Below are 23,496 nucleotides of genomic sequence, written 5' to 3'. Positions count from 1 at the left end.
TGCCAGATATGACAAGCCGTTGAAGACACGGAAAAATTCCGTGGCAGATCCGGCCAGCAAGAATGGCTCAACCATCGCTGGCCGGATCTTCACGGGAGGGGCGAGGTCGGGGGAGGTTCCAACTACACCGCTCGCAGCTCCCATGGCCGGCTACGGATTGATGCCGTTCGCGCGGGCGCAATCCCTGTAAACTTCGGTCCGCTGAGTCATGACCGTCACTGTGCCGAGCCCGCTGTCCGGATACCGCGCCTGGGCGCGGGCGATGCAGTCCTGACGGATCGCTTCGGTGCTCGCTGACGCCTGACTATCGCGCACCGCGCCGGAAGACAGACCCGAACTCACATAAAGGAGGTTTCCCGGATTCGTCATGCAGCTCTGGCCGGTGTTCTGCGCTGTGGCCATGCACTGCCGGAAGGTGACATAGTCGCATTCGAGATCATTGTCGCCTGCTGTGCAGTAAGGCAGATTCGCTCCGGCCAGAGACGCATTCGAGCCACCGATCGCGCCTGCAAGAATCGAAGCAGCAAAGATTGCGCCGGCAGCCAGATGCGACCGCGCGGTGACGTCGAGGAATGCTTTACGCATGATATTCTCCTTTGCCCGGTTTGACCGGTTCAGGGTGCCAAGGAGATTGCGCGACAGCTATCAGGCTTATCCCGACTTCCAAGGGATGCGATTCCGCGACGATCCAAGGGTAATCCCGGAGCCAACGTGACCTACTTCCGAATACGCGGAGGCGGAGAACTCTCGGGACGTGGGGCCGCGGGAGACATCGCGAATGTGAGCCACACATTCCAACCCTGCGGTCGGTTCTGGTGCTCAAACTCGTAATACCCCTTCAAGTTCAGGTATCCCTGCGTCTCTCCCATCGGAATGATGTAGCCGATCTGCGGGCCAGCCCCCGCGATGCGGGACTTGAAGTCGCCGAGAATTGCCGCTGATCCAGTGTCGGCTGTTATCTGCTGATAGTAGTAGCCGACAGCGCCGACGAGGAGTTGCTTGGTCAGGAATTTCGACGCGCCCCAATCGACGTGCCAGTTAACGCCGTTGCGATAGTCGCTGTCCGTATTGCGAAAGTTGTATGTAAAGCCGGTGGCAATGGAGAATTCGTAGCCGGACTTGGGATCCAAATACGTGTAGCCGCCGCCCGCGTCGATTGCACCATGACCGATGCCGATATTGGCTATGCTGTTGACATCATAGGTGCCAACGGGAATGTCGCCGGTCACATATGTCATGAAATTGTTCACGCCGTGATTCCATTTGATCTGGAACATCGGATAGAGGTCGGCGACGCCGAATGTGGATTCGCTACGGCTTCCGGTGACATTATTGCCGAGTGGCCCTGTGGCCGTGCCACTGATGGAGGCGCCCATATTGCCGAAAGCGCCAGTAAGTCCCAATGATGCCTGTCCGCCGAAAAGTGGCTGAGCGAAAACATAGGTGGAGTTCAAGAAAACAAGATCGGGCTTGGCGTTCAAACCAAGTTCGACGCGGCCGCCTCTCGGAATGGATGTGCCACTGCCGGCTGACAGGGAGGAATGATAGTAGATCACGGCAGCCTGCCAGCCTGGCGTTGACGGCACAGCGGCCATGCTCCCGAGTTGTCCGCTCAGCCAGAACGGAACGCCACCCTCATCCGCGACAGCGGGGAGAGCGGTGATACCGAGAAGCGCCGCGATCACGGCCGCATGTGGCGTCAATGTCTTGAAACTGCTGGTCACTTGGATTCTCCCCAGGACACATCGATTTTTGCAATCGAAAAGCATCTGGCTTCCCGGGGATTTTGCTATCAGGGAAAACCCTGAATCCTAGCCGTAAGGCTCAGAACGTCATGCGCTGTTGCATCCGAGTGACATGGTCTTTTCAGCTAGGCAAAGCCGCATCTGCGATGCCCAGTTTCAGATGCATGTCAGATCTCGTTCCATGCCGCGGGTTCTTTTTCGCATGCTGTGAGGTTGCGCATTGAGGCGTCATGGATCGAGAGCGATCTAGGGTTTCTTCGATCTGCGTCGCGGGTTTTCACCTAGAGATAAACGAACTTGCCTTGCGTACCGTAACGTCACGATGGCGAAGGACAGGAAATGGAGCGGGGCAGACTTCTGCGCAGTATCCGTTGTCGGTTTCCGCGGTTGCAGTGAAACGGAAGCATTCGTCGAGCAAGCGTTGAAGACCTACGAATTCAACAGACCGGAAACAACGCAGATCTCAACTCTCGGAGTGAATGATGGATCGCCGACAATTCGTAACGACATCAGCAGGTTTGCTTGTCGCTGGCGCCGCGGCCCAGCAATTCAATCTTGACGCGACTGATAAAGCCCATGCTCAAGACATGACTGAACCGCTCGGTGGGCAGCCGCCCGCTGGTGCTATCTGTTCGATCAAGAATTTCGATTACCAGATCAAGTATCAGCGCGCCTTCGAGGCTGTGCTCTGGAATATGCCAGCGATTGCTATCTATTCTTTTCGACGTGCCGCTTTCAACGATCTCGGCATGAAAGACAATGACATCATTGCCTATTCGACGATGGCGACGCCAAAGCTCGAGGCCATCACGGCGAATAGCACGACTCCATACATCAGCGCTTTTACCGATCTGCGCAAGGGACCAGTCGTGCTCGAGCTTCCGGTCGCCGGACCCGACGGCAGCCTCACGGGCAGGTGGTCGATGCCTGGCAATTCACCGTCGCTGATGTCGGACCAACGGGGTTGGACAAGGGCCTGGGAGGCAAGATGCTGTTCACGCCACCCGATTTTCGAGGGACGGTGCCTGACGGCTATATTCACGTGTCGTCACCAAATTATCGAATTGCATTTGCGTTTCGGTCCGTTCCGGGAGCGGGCAAGTCGACCGCAGACGCCTACCAATATTCCAAGCAACTGCGCATGTACTATCTTTCCGACGCTGCAAATCCGCCCCAACAGAAGTTCGTCGATCCGGCGAGCATGCGCTATCCAACGTTGCCATTCTATGATGAACGCCATTTTGAGGACATGCATGCGATCATGAGCGTCGAGCCGGTGAGGGAGCACGACAAAGTCATAATGGGGATGATCAAGTCCCTCGGTATCGAGAAAGGCAAGCCGTTCAACCCGGACGCGACCGCCAAACGGGCAATGCGTCAGGCCGCGATCGATGCCTGGTTCTATCTTCAGCACTGGTTCGACAATATACCTGCTTCGATGCGCTATTGGCCGGATCGGCACTATGTGTCTTTGCTGCAAGCCGACGCGAACAGGACGTTCTCGTTCATCTATGACGACTACGTTGACCTTATCCCGCGGGCTGCCGAATACTTCTGGTGCACCTATATGCCACGGGTTCTCAGCGACGTGCCCGCCACGCAATACATGATGGCGCTGGCAGACAGGGACGGGAATTTGCTGCAGGCAGGCAAGCTCTACAAAATAGATGTGCCGGCCCATATGCCGGTGAAGCAGTTCTGGGCGCTGACCGTGTACGACCGCGCCACCAATGCGTTCATTTACAGCGACCTGAATCGCACGACGCTATCTTCCTACGATCTCGATAAGATGAAGAAGAACGCCGATGGCGGCGTCACCCTTTATGTCGGTCCGAAAGCGCCACGTGGCCGGGAGGCCAACTGGATTCCGACGTCCGGAAAGCGGCCGCTGCCGGCGATGCGTTTTTACGGTCCAACAGAGGCCTTCAACGACAAGACATTCAAGCTGTCGGACTTCGAGTTAGTCAGCTGATTTCCGTCGGTCAGCACTTATCTCGGATCTTTTACGTTACCGTAAGGAGATGCCATGACAGTCGATCATCGTCGTGAAAAGTCCGTCGATCGCCGCAGCGTTTTATCCTGTCCGAAGCCAACTAAGCGCCTTCCGAGTCGGTATCAAATCTGTGCTTGCCGGGGATACGCCGGAGTTCGGCCTGAACTTCAAAACAGCAATTAATCGCTCCTACCGCAACTATCGCCTACGCGCGTCTCGGATGGACTCGCGGAGCTGGCGACGTACGCTCGTCTCGCGGGACGATGTAACTGAGCTTGAAACTGCGCTCCACGAAATGGACAATCTTGCGGTCCGCTTGGTCAATCTGCAGGAACAGGAGCGTCAGCGCTACGCTGCCGAACTGCATGATTCCACGGTACAGCATCTGACGGCAGCGAGCCTTAACTTGATGTCGCTGCGCGACAGAATGAGCTCGAGAGAGCTGGATTCCATCGTATCGGCGGTCGAGCAATCGGTGTCGGAGGCGCAGCGCGAAATCAGGTCGGTTAGCTATCTGCTTTACCCTCGGGCTCTCGACGAAGATGGTCTAAGGCCGACATTGTCACGTTTCGTTTCGGGCTATTCTGAACGCACCGGAATCGAGACGACATTGCGCATGTCCGGAACCCTCGATGGCCTATCTATCAGTCTGAAGCGCACGATCTTGCGGATCGTGCAGGAAGCCATGGCGAATGTTCATCGGCATGCTCATGCCAACACGGTTCATATTGGCATCAAAGTCGATGCAAAGCGCATCCTGTTGGGCGTTGCTGATGACGGCGCGGGGATTGCGCGCGACGGTGATGGGACGTTGATGAAAACCGGTGTGGGCATTTCCGGAATGCGCGCCCGCACGCACCAATTCGGAGGGGGATTCAGTATCCGGTCATCTAGCAGGGGCACGATGGTATTTGTTCGCATCCCACTTCCGCTAGCAAACGCCATAATGCCAGCAGCGTAGGACCACGATTGCGATTTCGGGGTACCGGGGCTTTGTTCTAGGGTTTCCACGAATAGGGGGAACGTTTTGAACACGCTATTTTCCAATCTTTCGCGGCCTAAGACGGAGGTCAGTGTGGTCAATGGCCCGACAGCGGTTCGTATCCTGATCGCTGATGACCACGACGTTGTCCGTTCTGGTCTCCGCTCGATCGTGGAGCTTCGTGCCGGATGGCAAGTGGTCGGTGAAGCGGGGGATGGCAAGGCTGCGCTCACCATGGCGCTGGCGCTGAAGCCTGACATTTTGATTACGGATTATTCTATTCCACTCATGAACGGCGTCGAGGTCACCCGTCAGGTTCGACAACGCCTCGATCGGACGGAAGTGCTGATGTTTACGATGCACGATACTGATGAGATCATCACCCAGGCGTTGGCGGCGGGTGCGAAAGCCTTTCTTCTCAAAAGCGACGCGAAGCAGTATTTGGTATCCGCGATCGAAGCGTTGGCGAACCGCAAGCCGTTCTTTACAGGAAAACTCTCAGAACGCATGCTTCACTCCTATCTGGCAAAGGAGACGGAGAGGGTGATACCGCTGTTGACGCCGCGAGAACGCATGGTCGTTCAATTGATTGCGGAAGGAAACAGCAACAAGCAGATTAGTGCGCTGTTGAATGTCAGCATAAAAACCGTTGAATCTCAGCGCTCGGCTGCGATGAAGAAGATCGATGCGACCTCGACTGCGGGTCTAGTGCGCTACGCCATTCGGAATAAGCTCATCGAACCTTAGGTCTGGTACTCGAACGTGACGACCGTTCCATCGATAGGGTTTTCCCTGATAGACGGCTGCGATTGGCTTCTGCAGTCCGCCGGAGCAGCAGGCCCACAAAAGCGTCTTCCGCCTGCGATCCGGGCCATCGTTGTCCGCGGAGCGCCATATGACGATCGGTGCCATCGACGAGAAAAGTGCGCCAAACGTTCCCTTTCGGCACGATTTGGTTTGGATACCCGGCGGGGCATTCCGGATGGGATCTAACCATCATTATCCCGAGGAGGCGCCGTTCATCGCGTACGCGTTGACGATTTCTGAATCGAGCGGACGCCTGTGACAAATTGTGAATTTGCCAAATTCGTAGCGGCAACGGGGCACGTCACCGTTGCCGAGATCGTCCCGGACGCTTCCGACTATCCTGGCGCATGGCCGGAAATGCTTTATGCGGGCTCGCTGGTCTTCCGGAAGGCGACATCGATATCCGACCTTGGTGAGTGGAGCCAATGGTGGTCCTTTATGCGGGGCGCTGATTGGAAACATCCCTACGGGCAGGGAAGCAGCATTGATGGTCTAGAAAATCGTCCGGTCGTCCATATGGCCTTTGCCGACGCGCAGGCCTATGCCGCTTGACGGGGGCGCGATTTGCCAACCGAGGCCGAATGGGAATTCGCGGCGCGTGGCGGTCTGGATGGAGTCGAATTTGCGTGGGCGAGCGAGTTCACGCCTGCCGGTCGCCACATGGCGAATACCTGGCAAGGAGATTTTCCGAGCGTAAACTTGACGTCCGACGGATTCGATCGAACCTCCCCGGTGAACGCATTTCCGCCAAATGGCTACGGCGTCCACGACATGAACGGCAATGTCTGGGAGTGGACCTTGGATTGGTACAGCGCGCGTCACATCGATGAGGTTGCCAAGGCATGCTGCGTTCCTTCTAATCCGAGAGGAGGGACGCAGTCCGGAAGCTTCGACATGCGGCAGCCTGCGATCCGCATCCCGCGGAAGGTCCTCAAGGGAGGATCCCATCTTTGCGCTCCGAATTACTGTCGGCGCTATCGTCCTGCTGCTCGTCATGCGGAGCCGATCGACACGTCTACCTGTCACGTCGGGTTCAGGTGCGTCGAGCGCTCGCCGAGCCACTCAGCCAGCCAGTAGTTTTGATGAGATATCGTTCGTCGGAAGTATCGATTGAATGAGAGCGGTGCATGCAACCGCGGACTCGAGCTGATGCTTGGTATTTGCGGTCTAGACTGGCCGGAGCCATCCACCAACGGAAGGTCAAGGGTGCCGACGTCGGCGGCGCGCTTCGGGAATTTGTGTCGTGGATGTACGTCCCGAACGGAGAGGGGAGCGCGTCTCAGCTCAGACGCAAAACGTATCGAAGTGTGCTGCGGCGGACATTTGCAGTCGCGAGTTCATACAGGTTTGAGCTGCTATGGCCTGATACCATTGCTCTTTGCACAGTCCATGTACACTCCTGTACGTTGCGTCATGACGCTCGTCGTGCCGAGGCCATTGTCAGGATAGGCCGCCTGTGCCTTGGCGATGCATTTTTCGCGGATGGAATAGGTGTTGTGGGCGCTTGCCTTCTTCCCACCCTGTTGCGCATGGCCTGGTGCCGCCAGCGCGAATGTGATCAAGGCCGTGATACTGGCCGCAGCTAGTTGGTGTCGGGCAGGAACACTGATGCGCATGTTTTACTCCAGATTTCTCGTGAATAGCGTTGGGATCGTCGCTGACCATCCTCGAGTAATCCATCGGGAGAAACCCTGTATCTGTTCGTTGTTCTCCTGAATTGCTAGTTACGGACTAATCCACGCCCACACGCCATCGACAGCGCACGACCAATGACGGCTCATGATACAAAGTAGACATTCCCAAGAGACTGCGTTACGACGACAGTTATGACAGCAACTGCCGTGCGATGATCAGCCGATGGATCTGATTTGTCCCCTCAAAAATCTGATTAATCTTGGCGTCTCGCATGAAACGCTCGACCGGAAGATCGCGCATATACCCGGCACCCCCAAAGATCTGCACGGCGTCGGTCGTCACTTTCATGGCCATGTCGCTGGCGAAACATTTTGCCATCGACGCTTTCGCTGAGAAGTCACGGAAATCGGCTTCTGTCGGAAAGCCGAGATCGGCGATCCTCGCGCATTCATAAACCAGACAGCGCGCGGCCTCGACTTGCATGGCCATGTCCGCGAGCATGAACTGCATGCCTTGGAATTCTGCGATCGATTTGCCGAACTGCCTACGCTCCTTGGCATAGGTAATCGCGAGATCGAGCGCGCCTTGCGCGAGGCCGACCGCAACGGCGCCGATGGTCGGCCGGTTGAGGTCGAGGATGCGCATGCAGATCTTGAAGCCTTCACCTTCCGCGCCAATCCTGTTTTCGGAGGGGACGCGCACATTGTCGAAATGGAGTGGTGCGTTTGGAATACCGTTGAGGCCAAGCTTGCGTTCGCTTTTGCCGACACTGAATCCTGGGGTCTTGGTATCGACGATGAAGGCGCTGATATTGTGGGTGCCGTCGCCGTCATCGCCGGTCTTGGCGAACACCGTGATGTAGTCGGCAACGGGGGCGAAGGTGATGTAGCATTTCTCGCCATTCAGCACATAGTTGCCGTCGCTGTCGCGTGTGGCCCGCGTGCGCATGCTGCCGACATCGGAGCCCGATTGCGGCTCGGTGATGGCCACCGCGGTGAGCATGCGGCCCTTGGCGACTTCCGGAAAAAATCGCTGGCGTTGTTCCTCATTGCCGAAATGCATCAGCGGCACGATCATGCCGATGCCGTTCTGTCCGGAGATCAGCGCCACCGATTCCGAGACTTTCGCCAATTCTTCGGCGGCGAGGCAGACGGTGGTGAGGTTAGCGCCGGGGCCGCCATATTCTTCGGGCAGCCTGAGCTGAAGCAGGCCGAGATCGCCGAATTTCGGCACCAGTTCGCTCGGAAAACGGTCGTCGCGGTCGATCGCATTCGCGATCGGTGCGACGTCCCTGGCAATGAAACGCCGTAACGTATCGCGAAAACTCTGCTGGTCGTCGCTCAACAACATGATGTCGCACTCCGGTTGGCGAAAATGGGTGCAATGACGTGCGTCTTGCACGTCATTGCACCGGGGTGGCGGGCTATTTGTTCGAGGCCTGGCCGGATGTTTCAGGTTTGTCGGCGAGCACCCAGGACGTGCCGTCGAATCGTGCGACACGGAGGGAGCGATAGGCGGCATAGTCCTGTGATGAATTATTGAGTTCGACGCCTGGCAACATCATCTTGAAACGCTGGCCATGAAAGCTGCTCGCTTGCTTCACGAGATTTTCGCGCGTCAGTTCGTTACCGGAGCGCTGCAAGCCATAGGCGATAGCCTGTGCGGTGATGTAACCGGACAAAGCGACGAAATCGCTGGGATTGTCGTTCGGAGCCCATTTCTTGATGAAGGCGACATATTCGATCACTTCAGGATCATTCGCCCATGCGGGGTCAGCGGCCTGCTTGGTGAACTGGCTGGTATAGACGTCCTTGGCGTTGTCCAGCCCTGCCGGACGCAGAACGGTCTCCACGGAGTTCGACGTGCTGACCAGGAACTGCATTGGTCGCCAGCCGAGTTCGGCCGTCTTGCGCACGGCCTGGGCGACGAATTTCGGCGTGGTGAACTCCATCAGGACGTCAGCGCCGGAATCTTTCAGCTTGATGATCTGTGAATCGATGGTTGGGTCGGTAAGTTCGTGGGTGGCTTCAGCGACGATCTTGGTTGCATCATTGCCGAGCGCGGCTTTCAGGCCGGTCAGGAAGTCCTTGCCGAAATCGTCGTTCTGATAGAGCACGGCAATCTTGGCGCCGGGCTTGGTGCGCATGATGAAATTGCCGAATGTTCTGCCTTCCATTCCGAAGGCCGGATAGAGCGGCACGCTCCAGGGAAAGTTCTTCGGATCGTTGAAGCGCTTGCCGCCGGCTGAAATGAAGACATGCGGAACCTTGTTCTGGTTGAGATATTTCTGGATCGCCACATTCGGAGTGGTGCCGACGGTGCCGACATCGGCGAAGATTCCGATGTCTTCCACCAGCTTGCGGGTCTGCTCCAGCGCCTTGGGCGGGCTGAAGGCATTGTCGAGCGAACTGAGGACGATCTTGCGGCCGTTGATGCCGCCGCTTTCATTCAGCATCTGGAAGTAGCCGGTCATCACCCGGCCATAGCTTGAAAAGGCGGAGGCTGGGCCGCTATAGGCCACGGTCTGCCCCAGCTTGATCTCGGTGTCGGAGACGCCCGGACCGTAATTCTTGTCAGCTGCATGGCTCATCGCAGCGGTGCCAAGCGATAGTGCGATCGTCAGTCCGTGCAAGAATGTCGTCTGTCTCATCGTCGTTTCCCCTCAAATGTTTTTGTATGAATCTGCCTGCTTGCTTAGAGCGCCGACGGCAATGGGTCCGTCGGCGGTGGTTGCGGAATGTGAAATTGCTGATCGCGCATGAGCGTCTCCCGGAGCTCGGCCTTGCGCACTTTGCCGCTGGCTGTCACCGGCAGCGCATCGATGAAGACGACCTGATCGGGCATCCACCATTTGGGAATTCGTGTCCGCAGGTGATCGAGCAGATCGTCGGAGGTGACGGTGGCACCCGGCTTGCCGACCGCGACCAGCAATGGCCGCTCTTGCCAGCGATCGTGATGCATTGCGATCACCGCAGCCTGGAAGATCGCGGGATGTTCGAGGACGGCCACCTCGATGGCCTGGCTGCTGATCCATTCACCGCCGGATTTGATGACATCCTTGGAGCGGTCGACGATCTCGATGCTGCCATCCGCATGAATGCGTGCGACATCTCCCGTCGTCAGCCATCCATTCGAAACGGGATGGTCGAGCTTGTAATAGCCCGAGGAAACGCATGGGCCGCGCGCCTCGAGATGCCCGAGCGCGATACCGTCATGCGGTAGCGGTTCGGCGGTGTCGCTCATGATCCTGAGCTCGGTCCCGAAGCCGATCCGGCCCTGGCGCATCTTGCGCGCGAACTGCTCGTCGGCAGCAAGATCGGCGACGCCCGGCGCAGGCGTGGCGCGCACGCCGCCGGCGGCCTCGGTCATGCCCCAGACCTGACCGACCGAGATGCCGCGCCGCTCCAGATTCTCGACCAGCGATCTGGGCGCCTTGGTTCCCGCCACCATGGCTGCGCGAAGCGAGGGCAGGGCTGTGTTTGCCGTATCGAGATGCGCGGCGATGGCGAGCCAGACTGTCGGCACCGCCGCGACCACCGTGACCTCTTCGGACTGGATCAGGTCGCAAAGCCTGTCGGCCTCAAAATTGCGGCCAGGCAGCACCAGTTTCTGCCCGTTCATGGGCGCGGTGAACGGCATCATCCAGCCATTGGCATGGAAGAGCGGCGCAACGGGCATCACCGTTTCACGGTGTCCGCCCCGATAGCCGCCGACCATGTCGGCCATGCTCATGAACAGCGAGGCGAGCACGATGGAGCGATGCGAATAGACGATCCCCTTGGGCGCGCCCGTGGTGCCGGACGTGTAGCACATGATGCTGGCGGCGTTCTCGTCCAGGATCGGCCACTGGTGGCCGGGCGGTTGGGAGGAGATCAGTGCTTCGTAGCTGATGACGTTGCCGAGTGATGTCTGCGGGATGGTTTCGGTCGCGTCCATATAGATCCAGCCACGGATCTGGGGGAGGCGTGGCGCCAGCAATTCCGCCAGTGGCAGCGTCGCCGCATCGATGAAGATCCACGTGTCCTCGGCATGGGTGATGATCTGGACCAGCGTGTCTTCGTGCAGACGCGGATTGAGCGTATGCAGCACATAGCCCTGACCTGGAATGCCGTAGAACAGCTCGAAGTGGTGATGCGTGTTCCAGGCCAGCGATCCAATGCGGTCGCCGGGCGCGAGATCGAAGGCGGCCAGCGCCGCAGACAGCCGGCGACACCGATCGAGTGCCTGTCGATAGGAATAGCGATGTATCCCGCCGTCGATCATGCGGGACACGACTTCCGTCGCACCATGCGCAATCGCCGCATGGCGAAGCATATCCGTCAGCAGCAACGGCGTATCCATCATCAGGCCACGCATGGTGGCATCCTCCCGCGATTATGACGTTCTTGATCGCGCGCCCATTGACTGGGTCTGTGTTGATAGAAAGCTTGCAGTCGTGATTATTGAATCGCGGCTCTATTCGGCCGCGTTTGCATATCTTTCATTATCCAGTTGCAGGATAAGGCGCTGGCGCTCCTCGGCGGCTTTCACGATATTGGCGTGCTTGACATGGCCGTAGCCCCGGATCGTCTCCGGGATTGTTGCGAGTTTCACCAGTAACGGCAGTTGCGCGCCTTGCATCGTGCCCAGGCGAGATCGCAGCAGCGTTTCGTAATCGTCGATCAGTTGCCGTTCCTGCCGCCGCTCGGAGGTGCGGCCGAACGGATCGAATGGTGTATTGCGCAGGCCCTTCAGGGCGGCGAGCAGACGGAATACCGGCATCATCCATGCGCCATATTCCGATTTGCGCAGATGCCCGGTCGCCTTGTCGCGGCGGGACAGCAGGGGCGGCGCGAGGTTGAAGCTGATCCGGTAATCGCCCTCGAACTGCTCGCCGAGCTTGGCCGCGAATTCACCATCGGTGTAGAGGCGTGCGACCTCATACTCGTCCTTGTAGGCCATCAGCTTGAAGAAGTTCTTCGCCACCGCTTCGGTCAATGCGGTCGAGGACGGAGCAACAGCCGTCTCGGCGCGGCGAGTGGCATCGACGAGGCTGCGATAGCGCTTCGCATAGGCGGCGTTTTGGTACGAGGTCAGGAACGTGACACGCCGGGCGATCGTCTCGTCCAATGTCCGGCTCGGTTCGGCGGCGCGGCTGCGAAACTGAAGCACGCTGCGAATACGCGATGGATCATGCGCCGCGAGCCGGCCCCAGGTGAAGGCCTGCTTATTCATTGCAATGGCCGCACCGTTGATCTCGATCGCCGACATGATCGCGTCGAGCGGCAGCGGAACGGCACCACGCTGGAAGGCGAAGCCCAGCATAAAGGCGTTGGTGGCGATGCTGTCGCCCATCAATGCGCTCGCCATGGCGGTGGCATCGATGACGTCGAGATTGCGATCGCCCACGGCGTCGCCAAGGATGCGCTTCATGGTGCCCATCTCGAAATCGAGATCGGGATTGATGACGAAGCTCGCGGTGGGCTGCAGGTCCGCATTCACGATGGCGCGGGTAGCGCCGCGATCGATCCGGCTGAGAGCCGGATGACTGGTCGAGACCACCACGTCGCAGCCGAGAATGAGGTCGGCGCCGCCCGGTGCAATTCGCACTGTCGTGAGTTCGTCCGGCGTGTTGGCGATGCGCACATGGCTCATCACCGCGCCGTTCTTTTGCGCGAGACCGGTGAAGTCCAGCGCCGAGCAGCCTTTGCCTGCCAGATGCGCGGCCATGCCGAGCAGGGCGCCGATGGTGATCACCCCGGTGCCGCCGATCCCGGTGACCAGGATGCTGTAGGGCGAATCGAGCGGCGCCAGGGCAGGCAGCGGCAGGTCAGCAAACAGATCGCCGGCGGCGTCAGCGGCCTTCTTCGCGCGCCTCGGCGCGCCGCCATGAACGGTCACGAAGCTCGGGCAGAAGCCTTCGACGCAGGAATAGTCCTTGTTGCAATTCGACTGATCGATCTTGCGCTTGCGGCCGAATTCGGTTTCCAGCGGTTGCACCGACACGCAATTCGATGCGACCGAGCAATCACCGCAGCCCTCGCAGACGAGATCGTTGATGAAAACGCGCTTTTGCGGGTCGGGATAAAGGCCGCGCTTGCGGCGGCGGCGTTTCTCGGCCGCGCAGGTCTGGTCATAGATCAGCACCGTCAGGCCCTTGATGTCGCGCAAGTCACGCTGCACGGCATCGAGGTCGCGGCGATGATGCACCGTCGCGCCAGCTGGAAAATAACCGGCCGGATACTTATCGGGCTCGTCGGAAACAATGGCGACGCGCCTGGCGCCTTCGGCTGCGACCTGATGGGCGATCTGCGAAACGGTCAGGCTGCCTTCGGCCGGCTGGCCGCCGGTCATGGCCACGGCGTCGTTATAGAGGATCTTGTAGGTGATACTGACGCCGGCAGCTGCGGCGGCGCGCAGCGCCAGCAATCCGGAATGCGTATAGGTGCCGTCGCCCATGTTCTGGAAGATGTGCGGCTCGCTGGTGAAGGGCGCCTGGCCTATCCAGGTCACGCCTTCAGCGCCCATATGGGCCACAGTGGCTGTCCGCCGGCTCGGCACATAGAGCGCCATGCCGTGGCAGCCGATGCCGGCCATCGCGCGGCTGCCTTCGGGCACCTTGGTGGACGAATTATGCGGACAGCCGGAGCAGAAATACGGGGTGCGCTGGGTCGGCGCCGCAGCAGCGACAGGCCGATCGAAGGCTTCGAGCCGGGCCAGCCTTTGTTCGAGTTCCGGGCTGTGATGGCCGAGCCGCCGCAACCGTGCAACCAGAGCTCCAGCGACCAGCGTGGGAGACAATTCGCCCTCGCTGGGCAGCAGCACGGCCCCGGATTCATCGCACTTACCGACGATGCTGGGCCGCCGTGCAGCATACAGGTTGTAGAGGATGCGGACGAGCTGGTCTTCGATAAAGCTGCGTTTCTCCTCGACCACCAGAATATCCTGCAGCCCATCGGCAAACCGCCGGGCGCCGCTTTCCTCGAGCGGCCAGGTCATCGCGATCTTGTAGACGCGGAGCCCGATGTCGCGGGCAATGGACTCGGTGATACCAAGATCCGCCATCGCCTGGCGCAGATCGAGATAAGCCTTGCCGGCAGCAGCGATGCCAAGCCGGGCGGGCTTGCCGTCGATCACCACGCGGTCGAGCCCATTGGCGCGGGCGAAGGCGGCCACAGCGGCCATCTTCGGCCCGTGCAGGCGCCGCTCCTGCTCCAGCGGCGCGTCGGGCCACCGAATACCGAGCCCGCCCGGCGGCATCTCGAAATCCGATGGCGTCACGATCTCAAGTCGGGTGGGATCATTGATGATCGATGCAGAACTCTCCACGGTCTCCGAGATCGCCTTGAAGCCGACCCAGCAGCCTGAATAGCGCGACAATGCAAAGCCGTAGAGGCCGAGGTCGAGATAGTCCTGAATGGTCGCAGGATTGATGATCGGCATCAGGGCGGCGGCAAAGACCTGTTCGCTCTGATGCGCCAGCGTCGAGGATTGGCAACCATGATCATCGCCAGCCAGCGCGAGCACGCCGCCGTGGCGCGATGTGCCCGCCGAATTGGCGTGTTTGAGCGCGTCCACCGAGCGGTCGACGCCAGGCCCCTTGCCGTACCAGATGCCGAATACGCCATCGACCTTGGCGCCGGGAAACAGGCCGACCTGCTGCGTGCCCCACACCGCGGTGGCGGCGAGATCCTCGTTCAGCCCCGGCGCGAATTCGATATCGTGCTGTTTGAGGAAGGCCTTCGCGCGCCACAGCGCATTGTCGTACATGCCGAGCGGCGACCCGCGATAGCCCGAAATGAAGCCGCCCGTGTTCAGGCCTGCAATCCGGTCGCGCTCGCGTTGGAGCATCGGCAGACGGACAAGCGCCTGCGTTCCGGACAGGTAGATCCGCTTCGCTTCGAGCTGGTATTTATCGTCGAGATCGACCTGCATCAGGCTCATCGAGGCTGTCCAATCGCTTCACAAAAAGGGGCACGTCATCGGCAGGGAGCTGACCGTCCCTCGACCTTGTCGAGGGCGATGCCGTCGATCCCAGCGAAAGCGACGCCGGGCACTGAAATATCCGTCGAGAAGTTCATTGGATCGGCGTGCCCGCAAATGACATCCGAGAAGCGCCATTCCACCGTGGTCACCACTTCGTTGCCAGCCAGCACAGCGATGCGGATCGGATGGTCGCTACCGATGCCTCGAGCGGTCTGATATCCGTCGGCGACGCAGTAAAGCTCGACCCTGAGAGTATCTGCATTGATCAGTTGCACCGATAGTTCGATGTCGAAGAACCCAAATGCCGGATCGTCGCGAGAGCCCGCTGCATAGAAGTAGAATGCACCGATCTTGCCGTGCCGGCAGGAACCGAACTTTGCATCGCGCGGGACCTGCGGATCAGGGCGCCCTGGCGTGCGAGGCGGTAGCGGTCCAAGCGAGCAGGATTGCCGGTATGAATAACAAACGCCCAAGTGTCTCTCCCGTCAGTCACCCCAACTGTTGGCGTTGGTGGCTTGGTGGTTCAGCTTTGAAGCTGTCGCTGCAACAACTGTTCCGTGGCGGCGATGAATGCGGCAGGGCTCGACGCCAGCGCAGCTTCCGCGAATGCGGAGGGGCGATCCTGCTTGATCGTAAAGGGATAATCCGAGCCGACCACGATTCGGTCGATGCCGACCTGGTCTGCGAGGAAGCGCAACGCGCGCGGATCGTAGAGTACGGTGTCGTAGAAGAAGCTGCGCGCCATGGCATGCGGATCGCGCGCAAACAGGCTCTGCAAAGGAGGTCCGAGCGATACCGCATGCTGCATGCGCGGCAATAACCACGGAAGTGCACCGCCGCCATGGCTGAGCAAGATGCGCAGTTTGGGGAAGCGCTCGGTTACTCCGTGCGTGAGCAGTGATGTCGCAGCGAGTGCGGTCTCGAGCGGGAAGGCGGCGACCGCTGCAAGTTCAGGGCGGCCTGCCATCCGATCCATCCCGGCCGGATGCAACGGATGGATCATCACGCACAGATCGGCTGCCTCAGCAGCCGCGTAGAACTCGTCCAGCGCTGCCGCACCAAGCGCCGTGCCGTTGATATGCGTGCCGATCTCGACGCCACAAAGCCCGAGCGCCTTCACGTCATCAAGACGCCGCGCTGCGCGTGCGACGTCCTGCATGGGCACCATGCCGATCCCGGCGAACTGATCCGGTCGTGCAGCGCACAATGCAGCAATTTCGCGATTGATATGCATCGCGAGAATATCGGCGTCGCCCGCAGGGAACCAATGCGACAGCAGTTCCGGCATCGGTGACACCACCTGGATGTCGATGCCGTCGTCCGCCATGTCATGCAAGCGGCGTTCGCCACTCCAACTACGATCATCGATGATCCGGAAGACCTTCCCATCAACGATCACCGCACTGCTATCGCTTTTATGAAGGATCGACGGCCACAGAGGATTGCGGCCTTCCGCCTGCGGGATCGCCTTCGGCACAAAGTGCGTATGAACGTCCACCCTCGTGGTCACGCGCTGCTCCCCGATCTCTTGTTTAGTGCTGCACTGCAAGAGTTACGGCAGCGGCACTTTATCGCTTTACAAGCAGGTTGGACTGTTTCTAAGATTGATGCAATCGAAGATTTGCAAAAACTCATTGCGACGTTCAGGTGCCGATCGTCGCAGGCAGCGACAACTAACAAAACAAAAAAACGAAAAGCAAAAAGCAAGAATGCCGCGACGAGTGTCGCAAGGGAGGATATGTGCCGGCAGCAGAGATCGGTCGCATTGTGATTGCAGGCGCGGGCCAGGCAGGTGGCCGTGCAGCCGAAGCGTTGCGTGCCAACGGCTATCAAGGCGCGATCACGATGATCGGTGAAGAGGCGCATCCCCCTTACGAGCGACCGCAGCTTTCAAAGCAGATGCTGACCAAGTCTGGATATCAGGTTGTTTATCTCAAGCCGATCGATCAGTGGAGCGGAGCGCTCGATATCGATATCGTCACCGGGACAGCCGTTGTCGCCTGCAACTCCGAGCGGCAGACAGTCTCGACGTCGCGCGGCGATAAGGTCTCGTATGACCGCTTGCTAATCGCCACCGGCACGCAACCGCGCCGGATCGACGGAATTGAACGGACGTCGGCGCGAATCCAATATCTCCGTAGCATCGAGGATGCGCTGCAGTTGCGGAAATCGTTGGAGGCGGGCGCGCGCGTCGTGGTGCTGGGTGGTGGCGTCATCGGTCTGGAGGCTGCGGCTGCTGCCGCGACGCTGAATTGCAGTGTCGTTGTGGTTGAAGCCGGACCGCGGCTGCTGGGGCGCGCATTCCCGAAGGTGATCAGCGATTTTGTAGAGGCCCGACACCGTGCCCATGGCGTCGACTTTGTCTTCGATACGACTGTTGTCGAGGGGACAACGCAAGGTGTCCGCTTCAGCAACGGGCGAGAGGTCGCAGCCGACGTCTTGCTGGTCGGAATCGGTGTCGATCCGATCGCATCTGTCGCGCAGAGTGTCGGTCTCGACGCCAGGGCTGGCATCGAAGTCGATCCATTCGGCAAGACAGCGATCGATAATATTTTCAGCGCGGGCGATGTCGCGCTGCAATGGAGCGCGTGTCATGGCCGAAGTCTTCGGGTCGAGACCTGGGCCAATGCACAGAACCAAGCGGCCTGCGTGGCTGCTAACATGATTGGCATCCAACGGCCATATGCCGACCCCGCCTGGTTTTGGTCCGATCAGTATGACCTGAACATTCAGGTGGTCGGTGATCCCGTGGCCGATGACGTGATCGTGCGCGGTGACATGGCCAGCGGCAGGTTTTCGGTGATCGCATTGCGCGACGGCATGGTGGCAGGCGCGGTCGCGATCAATTCTGCCAAAGACATGGCGATGCTGCGGCGGCTTGCAGGAAAGGCGACGTCTGCGGCCCGGGCCGACTTCGAGTCGCCTGCCTTCGATTTGCGAAAAGCGCTTAAAAACTAAAAACGGCGAGGAAACGAGATGAACGCATTCACAAAGATGAATACGGCGCTCCAGATCGATGAGGCGCAAAAGATCTTCAAGGTGTCGCGTCAGGCGTTCACGGATCCGACGATCCTGGAAGCTGAGCGCAGCAACATTTTCGACAAATGCTGGCTCTATCTGGGCCATAGCTCGGAGCTTGATAAGCCCGGCGATTTCGTCACCCGCTCGGTCGGCGGTCGTAACATCCTGTTCGCCCGTGACGGACAGGGCGAGTTGAAGGCGATGCTCAATACCTGCCCGCATCGCGGAGCGCAGGTATGCCGCGAGAAGCACGGTCGCGCAAAATCGTTCCAGTGTTTCTATCATGGCTGGGTGTTCGGTCTCGACGGCACGCTGCGCAGCCAGCCGGGCGAGGAATCTTATGCAGAAGACTTCAAGTCGCGCAGCACGTCCAACATGCAGCAGGTTCCGCGTTTCGAAAGCTATCGCGGCCTCAATTTCATCTGCTTCGACGCCAAGGTCGAGAGCCTGACCGACTATCTTGGGCCGGTGCTGGAGTATCTCGACGTGATCTGCGATCAGGCCGAAGAGGGCATGACGATCGTCGGCGGCACGCAGGAATATTCCATGCGCGCGAACTGGAAGCTGCTGACCGAGAACAGCATCGACGGCTATCACGCGCTGACGACGCATGCGACCTATCTCGACTATCTCAAAGCCACCAATGGCAGTCTGGCGCCCGTCGCCTTCGCCGGTACGGCTTACGATCTCGGCAGGGGTCATGCCGTGCTTGAATACAAGGCGCCCTGGGGCCGTCCGGTGGCCCAGTGGATCCCGTCATGGGGCGAGGACGGCAAACGTGAGCTCGACCGGCTCTATGCACGCCTGCTCGAACGCTTCGGCAAGGAGCGCGCCGATCGCATCGCCACCTATAACCGCAACCTGTTCATCTTCCCCAATCTGGTCATCAACGACATCATGGCGGTGACGGTGCGTACCTATTACCCGACTGCACCAGACCATATGACCATCAGTGCCTGGGCGCTTGCACCGAAGGAAGAAACCGACTGGGCGCGCAAATATCGCCTGTTCAACTTTCTCGAATTCCTCGGTCCCGGCGGCTTTGCCACACCCGATGACGTCGAGGCGCTGGAGCAATGTCAGCGCGGCTTCCGCAATGCTGGTGAGGCGCAATGGAACGACATTTCAAAGGGCATGGGAAAGGAGAGCCCGTCTTACGATGACGAGGCGCAGATGCGGGCATTCTGGTCGAACTGGAACGAACGCGTGTTTCAGGTGCCGGCATGAGTGACGGGGAGGTGGTCATGATGCAGACATTCGTGCGCGCCGATATCGAAGACTTCCTGTTCGCTGAGGCCGAACTGCTCGACGAATGGCGGTTGCCGGAATGGCTGGAGCTGTTCACCGACGATGCCATCTATTACGTGCCGGCGACGGACCTCGCCGTCGATGCATCGCCCGACAATAACCTGTTCTACGTGGCTGACGATCGTTTCCGGCTCAGCGAGCGCGTCAAGCGGTTGATGAAGCGCACGGCGCATGCGGAATTTCCGCATTCGCGGACCCGGCATCTGGTCAGCAACGTCCGGATCAGGCGCCAGATCGGAAGCGACGTCGAAGTCGCGTCTGCCTTCATCACGTACCGGACCAAGGACGCGGTCACCGACACCTATTTTGGCAGCAACCGCTATCTGCTCACCCCGCATCAGGGCTCGTTCCGTATCAAGGAAAAGCGCTGCCTGCTGGATAGCGAGGGTCTGCGCGCCCAGGGCCGCGTCAGCATCATTCTGTGAGAGCAAGTCAATGACCGGGAAATTGAAAGGTAATGTTGCAATCGTGACCGGTGCCGCCCGTGGTATCGGCTATGCGATTGCCGAGCGGCTCGCCGTGGACGGAGCGACACTCGTGATTGCGGATCTCGACGAAGCCGAGCTTGGTCGCGCTGCGGCGCGGCTTGGCCGGGAGTTCGATGTCGAGGTTGCCAGCCAGGCAGGCGATCTGTCGGACCAGGAGGTGGCGAAAGCGACGATCGATCTCGCGACCTCCCGTTTCGGGCGGCTCGACGTGCTCGTTAACAATGCCGGCGGTGGGATTATCAAGGCATTCAGCGAGCATACGCCCGAGACTTTGAAAGCCACCATCGATCGCAATCTGTGGACGGTTCTGTGGTGTTCCTGGTATGCGATCCGGCCGATGCGGGCGCAGTCCTATGGACGCATCATCAATCTTGGCGCGGACTCCGTACGCAATGGGCTGTGGGATCATGCGGCCTATAACGCGGCCAAAGGCGGCGTCCATGGCCTGACAACGGGCATGGCACGTGAATTCGCGCGCGAGGGAATCACGGTCAATACGGTGGCGCCCTGCGCGGTGAACACGCCGCAGATGGTCGCCATCACCGAGCAGCAACCGGCGCTGGCGGCTAAGTTCGTGAGCGTCATTCCCATGGGGCGTCCCGCCGAAATGGCGGAGGTCGCTTCCATGGTCAGTTATCTTGCATCCGCCGAAGCGTCGTTCGTGACCGGTCAGGTCATCAGCGTCAATGGCGGCAGCACGATGCTCTAGGACGGCGGAATGGCAGAAACGATAAAGCTATGTCCCGTGGATGATGTGGTCGATGGCGAGATCAGGAAGGCGGCCTTGCCCGACGGCTCCTTCGTCGCGCTCTACCGGGTCGATGGAACGATCTACGCGACCGCGGATAAATGCACGCACGGCGAAGTGTCGCTGTCGGACGAAGGCATCATCACAGGCACGACGGTAGAATGTACCTTCCATTTCGGCACGTTCGACGTCACGACGGGCGAACCTACCGGTATGCCTTGCGAAGTTGCTTTGAAGACATATCCCGTCACGCTCGTGGACGGGCAGGTTTGCATCGAGGTCTAGGATGAACGAACAGGCCAAACGGACGTCATCAGTAAAATCGGCGAGGCGCGCGCCGGTGGTGCGCAGGCGCACCCAGGCCGAACGCAGCGAGGAGACGCGGACACGCATCCTGAAAGCAGCGTCGGCATTGATCCGCCAGCGTGGCTATGCGCGGTTTCGCACGGCCGAAGTTGCCGAGCAGGCAGGTCTTTCACGAGGCGCGCAACTGCACCATTTCCCGACCAAGGACACGCTGGTCGTCGCCACACTCGAATTCGTGTTCGACCAGGCCCAGGCGGTCAGTCGCAAGCGTGCATCGTCCGTCGATCGCCCGCGCGACCTGATCGAAGCCGTAATCGAGGATGCGCGCGAATTCTTCTTCAGCGAACATTTCATGGTGGCCATCGACATCGTGCTGTCGACTTCGACCAACAAATCGGTGCGCAAGCAGATTCTCGAAATCTCGCGCAAGGCGCGGCGTCCGGTGGAGACGGCCTGGACCGAGGCTCTGGCGGCCAGCGGTGTGTCCGGGCCGCTCGCGTCGGACATTGTGGCGCTGACCCTCAGCCTGGTGCGCGGCATGGCGTTGCGGACACTGTGGGACAATGATCCGAAATGGTTCGATGAGCTGTTCTCGCTCTGGCGCAAGATGATCAAGGTGTTCCTCGCCGACCGCCAGCCATCGTCGCGATCACGATAGTACGGAGCAGGGTGCGATGTCGCAGATGTCGAAGATGCTCATCACATCGATCTGCTATGTGCGGCTGGCGGTGCCGGAACTGCCGGCAGCTGCGCGGTTCGCCGGAGAAATGTTTGGCCTGCAGAGCGTCGGTAACGGGGAGGGCGAGATTGCCTTTCGATCCGACAATCGGTTCCGCACCGTCAGCTTTTCAAGCGATGCGCGCGAGGGCGCCAGCATTGGCGTCGAGGTCTGGAGCGAGGAGGCCCTGAACGAGATCGAGCAGGCACTGCGCAAGCGGGATTTCGTCGTCTCGCGTGCGACACCTGAGGCTTGCCGTACGCGATACGTACGGATGGCGCTGCTGGCTCAGGATGGATCCGGCAATGCGATCGATCTGGTGCTTCGCCCAGCCCAGAGCGGGCGTCGCTATTTTCCGAGCCGCGATGCCGGCATCACAACGCTTCACAATATCGGCCTGCGATCGACAGAGCCCGCGCGGGATTGCGAGTTCTGGGCAACGGTCGGCGCGCAGGTCCGCGACTGGGTCGGCGACATCGCCTATCTGCAGATCGACGACTATCACCACCGCGTGGCGCTCTATCCCTCCGATCGCAATGGCCTGCTCTATGCGGCGTTCGAGGTCGAGGCCCTCGATAACGTGATGCAGAACAGCTATTTCATGCAGGAAAGCCAGGTGCGGATCGTGCAGGGACCGGGTCGCGAGCCGGCGTCGGAGCAGATGTTCCTTCACGTCGAAGGCCCTGCTGGAATCATCTTTTCCTATGTGAGCGGAATGGCCCAGCCCGGCGCGATGCGCCGACCGGCCCGCCAGTTTCCGCTCGCTCTCGAGTCGCTCTGCAGTTGGGGAAGCGAAAGCAAGGACGTGGCCGAATTGCGCGCCCCGTGACGATGCGTTGAACTCGGAGAAAGCGAATGATCAATCTGAAAGATGTCAGCTATGTCAGGCTCGGTTCGCCGGACATGGAGTCGGCCGAGACCTTCGCCACCAGCTGCCTGGGGCTGCAGGTCGCCGAGCGCGGCAAGAAGGCGCTCTATCTGCGGTCCGACGAGCGCTCGCATACGCTGTGCTACACGGAAGGCGATCCCGCCAGTCAGACCGTCGGCTTCGAGGTCGAGGACGAGGCAAGCCTGCAGGAGGCCGCGGCGACGCTCGAACGGCTGGGCCATCATGTGCATGCGGGCTCCGTCGAGGAGGCCGAGCAGCGCAAGGTGCGCAGTTTCATCGGCTTTCGCGATCCGACCGGCAATCACATCGAGCTGGTGGTGCGGCCGGAGCGCAGTGGCCGCCGCTATTTCGCCACCCGTGATGCGGGGATCACCGGCTTTAGCCATATCGGACTGAACTCGACCGATCCTGCACGGGACGAACATTTCTGGACTCAGGTCTGCAACGCGCGGGTCAGTGACCGGATCGGCGATATCCCGCTGATGCGCGTCAACGCCGTCCACCACACCATTGCGCTCGTCCGTGCGCCAAAGGCCGGCATCCAGCACGTCAATCATCAGGTGCAGAGCAGCGACGACGTGCTGCGCTCGTATTATTTCCTCAGCGAGCGCCGGGTGCCGATCGTTTTCGGCCCCGGACGTCATCCGACCTCGGGTGCGCGCTTCCTTTATTTCAAAGGCCCAGACGGCATGGTGTTCGAATATTCCGTCGGCGTGGAAGAGATCGAGGACGAGGCCACGCATCAGCCGCGCCAGTTCGGCTTTGAGCCGTCGAGTTTCTGCATGTGGGGTGCCAAGCCGGCCGGTATGCCGCTGCCCAGCAAATGACCTCGACCTGACACGATCACTGGAAACCGCGCGGCATCATGCACGCGCGGAGCAATGAGTGCGA

General features: G+C 59.9%; 20 protein-coding genes and 2 pseudogenes. 13 read left to right on the top strand and 9 right to left on the bottom strand.

Annotation, left to right across the window (positions count from 1 at the left end; genetic code table 11):
* Window positions 1-150: 150 nt before the first annotated feature.
* Both ACIQ2A_RS00510 and ACIQ2A_RS00505 read right to left on the bottom strand, forming a co-directional pair.
* Window positions 151-585, bottom strand: coding sequence for a DUF3551 domain-containing protein (locus ACIQ2A_RS00510; protein ID WP_398474601.1), 435 nt, complete (start codon window positions 583-585; stop codon window positions 151-153).
* Between the two features lie 131 nt (window positions 586-716).
* On the bottom strand, window positions 717-1,724 hold the full coding sequence (locus tag ACIQ2A_RS00505; protein WP_398474599.1) for a transporter: 1,008 nt from the start codon (window positions 1,722-1,724) through the stop codon (window positions 717-719).
* 500 nt (window positions 1,725-2,224) lie between these two features.
* On the opposite strand from ACIQ2A_RS00505, the pseudogene ACIQ2A_RS00500 reads away from it, so the two are divergent.
* From ACIQ2A_RS00500 to ACIQ2A_RS00480, 5 genes and pseudogenes are all read left to right on the top strand, one after another.
* Window positions 2,225-2,581, top strand: a pseudogene (locus ACIQ2A_RS00500) (hypothetical protein); the annotation flags it as partial.
* 80 nt (window positions 2,582-2,661) lie between these two features.
* On the top strand, window positions 2,662-3,717 hold the full coding sequence (locus ACIQ2A_RS00495) for a DUF1214 domain-containing protein (RefSeq protein WP_398474597.1): 1,056 nt from the start codon (window positions 2,662-2,664) through the stop codon (window positions 3,715-3,717).
* A gap of 73 nt (window positions 3,718-3,790) precedes the next feature.
* Window positions 3,791-4,699 carry a sensor histidine kinase gene (locus ACIQ2A_RS00490; protein ID WP_398474594.1) on the top strand — a complete coding sequence of 303 codons (909 nt, stop codon included), beginning with the start codon at window positions 3,791-3,793 and terminating at the stop codon, window positions 4,697-4,699.
* A 66-nt stretch (window positions 4,700-4,765) separates the two neighbouring features.
* Window positions 4,766-5,467 carry a response regulator gene (locus tag ACIQ2A_RS00485; protein WP_398474592.1) on the top strand — a complete coding sequence of 234 codons (702 nt, stop codon included), beginning with the start codon at window positions 4,766-4,768 and terminating at the stop codon, window positions 5,465-5,467.
* A gap of 148 nt (window positions 5,468-5,615) precedes the next feature.
* Window positions 5,616-6,604, top strand: a pseudogene (locus ACIQ2A_RS00480) (formylglycine-generating enzyme family protein).
* Window positions 6,605-6,882: 278 nt separating this feature from the next.
* Here the strand turns inward: ACIQ2A_RS00480 and ACIQ2A_RS00475 are convergent.
* From ACIQ2A_RS00475 to ACIQ2A_RS00445, 7 genes are all read right to left on the bottom strand, one after another.
* Window positions 6,883-7,143: a hypothetical protein gene (locus ACIQ2A_RS00475; RefSeq protein WP_398474590.1), complete on the bottom strand. Its 261-nt coding sequence runs from the start codon at window positions 7,141-7,143 to the stop codon at window positions 6,883-6,885.
* Between the two features lie 208 nt (window positions 7,144-7,351).
* Complete coding sequence (locus ACIQ2A_RS00470; protein WP_398474587.1) at window positions 7,352-8,512, bottom strand: acyl-CoA dehydrogenase family protein; 1,161 nt, start codon at window positions 8,510-8,512, stop codon at window positions 7,352-7,354.
* 73 nt (window positions 8,513-8,585) lie between these two features.
* A complete protein-coding gene (locus ACIQ2A_RS00465; RefSeq protein WP_398474585.1) occupies window positions 8,586-9,812 on the bottom strand; it encodes an ABC transporter substrate-binding protein in 1,227 nt (408 codons plus the stop codon).
* Window positions 9,813-9,856: 44 nt separating this feature from the next.
* A complete protein-coding gene (locus ACIQ2A_RS00460) occupies window positions 9,857-11,518 on the bottom strand; it encodes an AMP-binding protein (protein WP_398474583.1) in 1,662 nt (553 codons plus the stop codon).
* Between the two features lie 99 nt (window positions 11,519-11,617).
* Window positions 11,618-15,085, bottom strand: coding sequence for an indolepyruvate ferredoxin oxidoreductase family protein (locus tag ACIQ2A_RS00455; RefSeq protein WP_398474581.1), 3,468 nt, complete (start codon window positions 15,083-15,085; stop codon window positions 11,618-11,620).
* A 35-nt stretch (window positions 15,086-15,120) separates the two neighbouring features.
* On the bottom strand, window positions 15,121-15,600 hold the full coding sequence (locus ACIQ2A_RS00450) for a hypothetical protein (protein WP_398474579.1): 480 nt from the start codon (window positions 15,598-15,600) through the stop codon (window positions 15,121-15,123).
* A gap of 50 nt (window positions 15,601-15,650) precedes the next feature.
* Window positions 15,651-16,637, bottom strand: a complete 987-nt coding sequence (locus ACIQ2A_RS00445) for an amidohydrolase family protein (protein ID WP_398474577.1) — start codon at window positions 16,635-16,637, stop codon at window positions 15,651-15,653.
* Window positions 16,638-16,867: 230 nt separating this feature from the next.
* On the opposite strand from ACIQ2A_RS00445, the gene ACIQ2A_RS00440 reads away from it, so the two are divergent.
* Genes ACIQ2A_RS00440 through ACIQ2A_RS00405 form a run of 8 tightly spaced genes read left to right on the top strand, consistent with a single transcriptional unit; the run spans window position 16,868 to window position 23,432 of the window.
* The gene (locus tag ACIQ2A_RS00440) at window positions 16,868-18,085 is read left to right on the top strand and encodes an NAD(P)/FAD-dependent oxidoreductase (RefSeq protein ID WP_398474575.1); all 1,218 of its coding nucleotides are present in this window, start codon (window positions 16,868-16,870) and stop codon (window positions 18,083-18,085) included.
* Between the two features lie 18 nt (window positions 18,086-18,103).
* Complete coding sequence (locus ACIQ2A_RS00435) at window positions 18,104-19,375, top strand: SRPBCC family protein (protein ID WP_398474573.1); 1,272 nt, start codon at window positions 18,104-18,106, stop codon at window positions 19,373-19,375.
* A 17-nt stretch (window positions 19,376-19,392) separates the two neighbouring features.
* Window positions 19,393-19,881 carry an aromatic-ring-hydroxylating dioxygenase subunit beta gene (locus ACIQ2A_RS00430; RefSeq protein WP_398474571.1) on the top strand — a complete coding sequence of 163 codons (489 nt, stop codon included), beginning with the start codon at window positions 19,393-19,395 and terminating at the stop codon, window positions 19,879-19,881.
* Window positions 19,882-19,891: 10 nt separating this feature from the next.
* On the top strand, window positions 19,892-20,653 hold the full coding sequence (locus ACIQ2A_RS00425; RefSeq protein ID WP_398474569.1) for an SDR family NAD(P)-dependent oxidoreductase: 762 nt from the start codon (window positions 19,892-19,894) through the stop codon (window positions 20,651-20,653).
* A gap of 9 nt (window positions 20,654-20,662) precedes the next feature.
* Window positions 20,663-20,977 carry a non-heme iron oxygenase ferredoxin subunit gene (locus ACIQ2A_RS00420; RefSeq protein ID WP_398474567.1) on the top strand — a complete coding sequence of 105 codons (315 nt, stop codon included), beginning with the start codon at window positions 20,663-20,665 and terminating at the stop codon, window positions 20,975-20,977.
* A 55-nt stretch (window positions 20,978-21,032) separates the two neighbouring features.
* A complete protein-coding gene (locus tag ACIQ2A_RS00415; protein ID WP_398474564.1) occupies window positions 21,033-21,656 on the top strand; it encodes a TetR/AcrR family transcriptional regulator in 624 nt (207 codons plus the stop codon).
* 25 nt (window positions 21,657-21,681) lie between these two features.
* The gene (locus ACIQ2A_RS00410) at window positions 21,682-22,545 is read left to right on the top strand and encodes a VOC family protein (RefSeq protein WP_398474562.1); all 864 of its coding nucleotides are present in this window, start codon (window positions 21,682-21,684) and stop codon (window positions 22,543-22,545) included.
* 26 nt (window positions 22,546-22,571) lie between these two features.
* A complete protein-coding gene (locus ACIQ2A_RS00405; protein WP_398474560.1) occupies window positions 22,572-23,432 on the top strand; it encodes a VOC family protein in 861 nt (286 codons plus the stop codon).
* Window positions 23,433-23,496 lie beyond the last annotated feature (64 nt).

The organism is Tardiphaga sp. (assembly GCF_044336785.1).
Taxonomy (GTDB): domain Bacteria; phylum Pseudomonadota; class Alphaproteobacteria; order Rhizobiales; family Xanthobacteraceae; genus Tardiphaga.
Note: the sequence above shows the minus strand (reverse complement) of the source record. Positions and strands in the feature narration are given on the sequence as shown.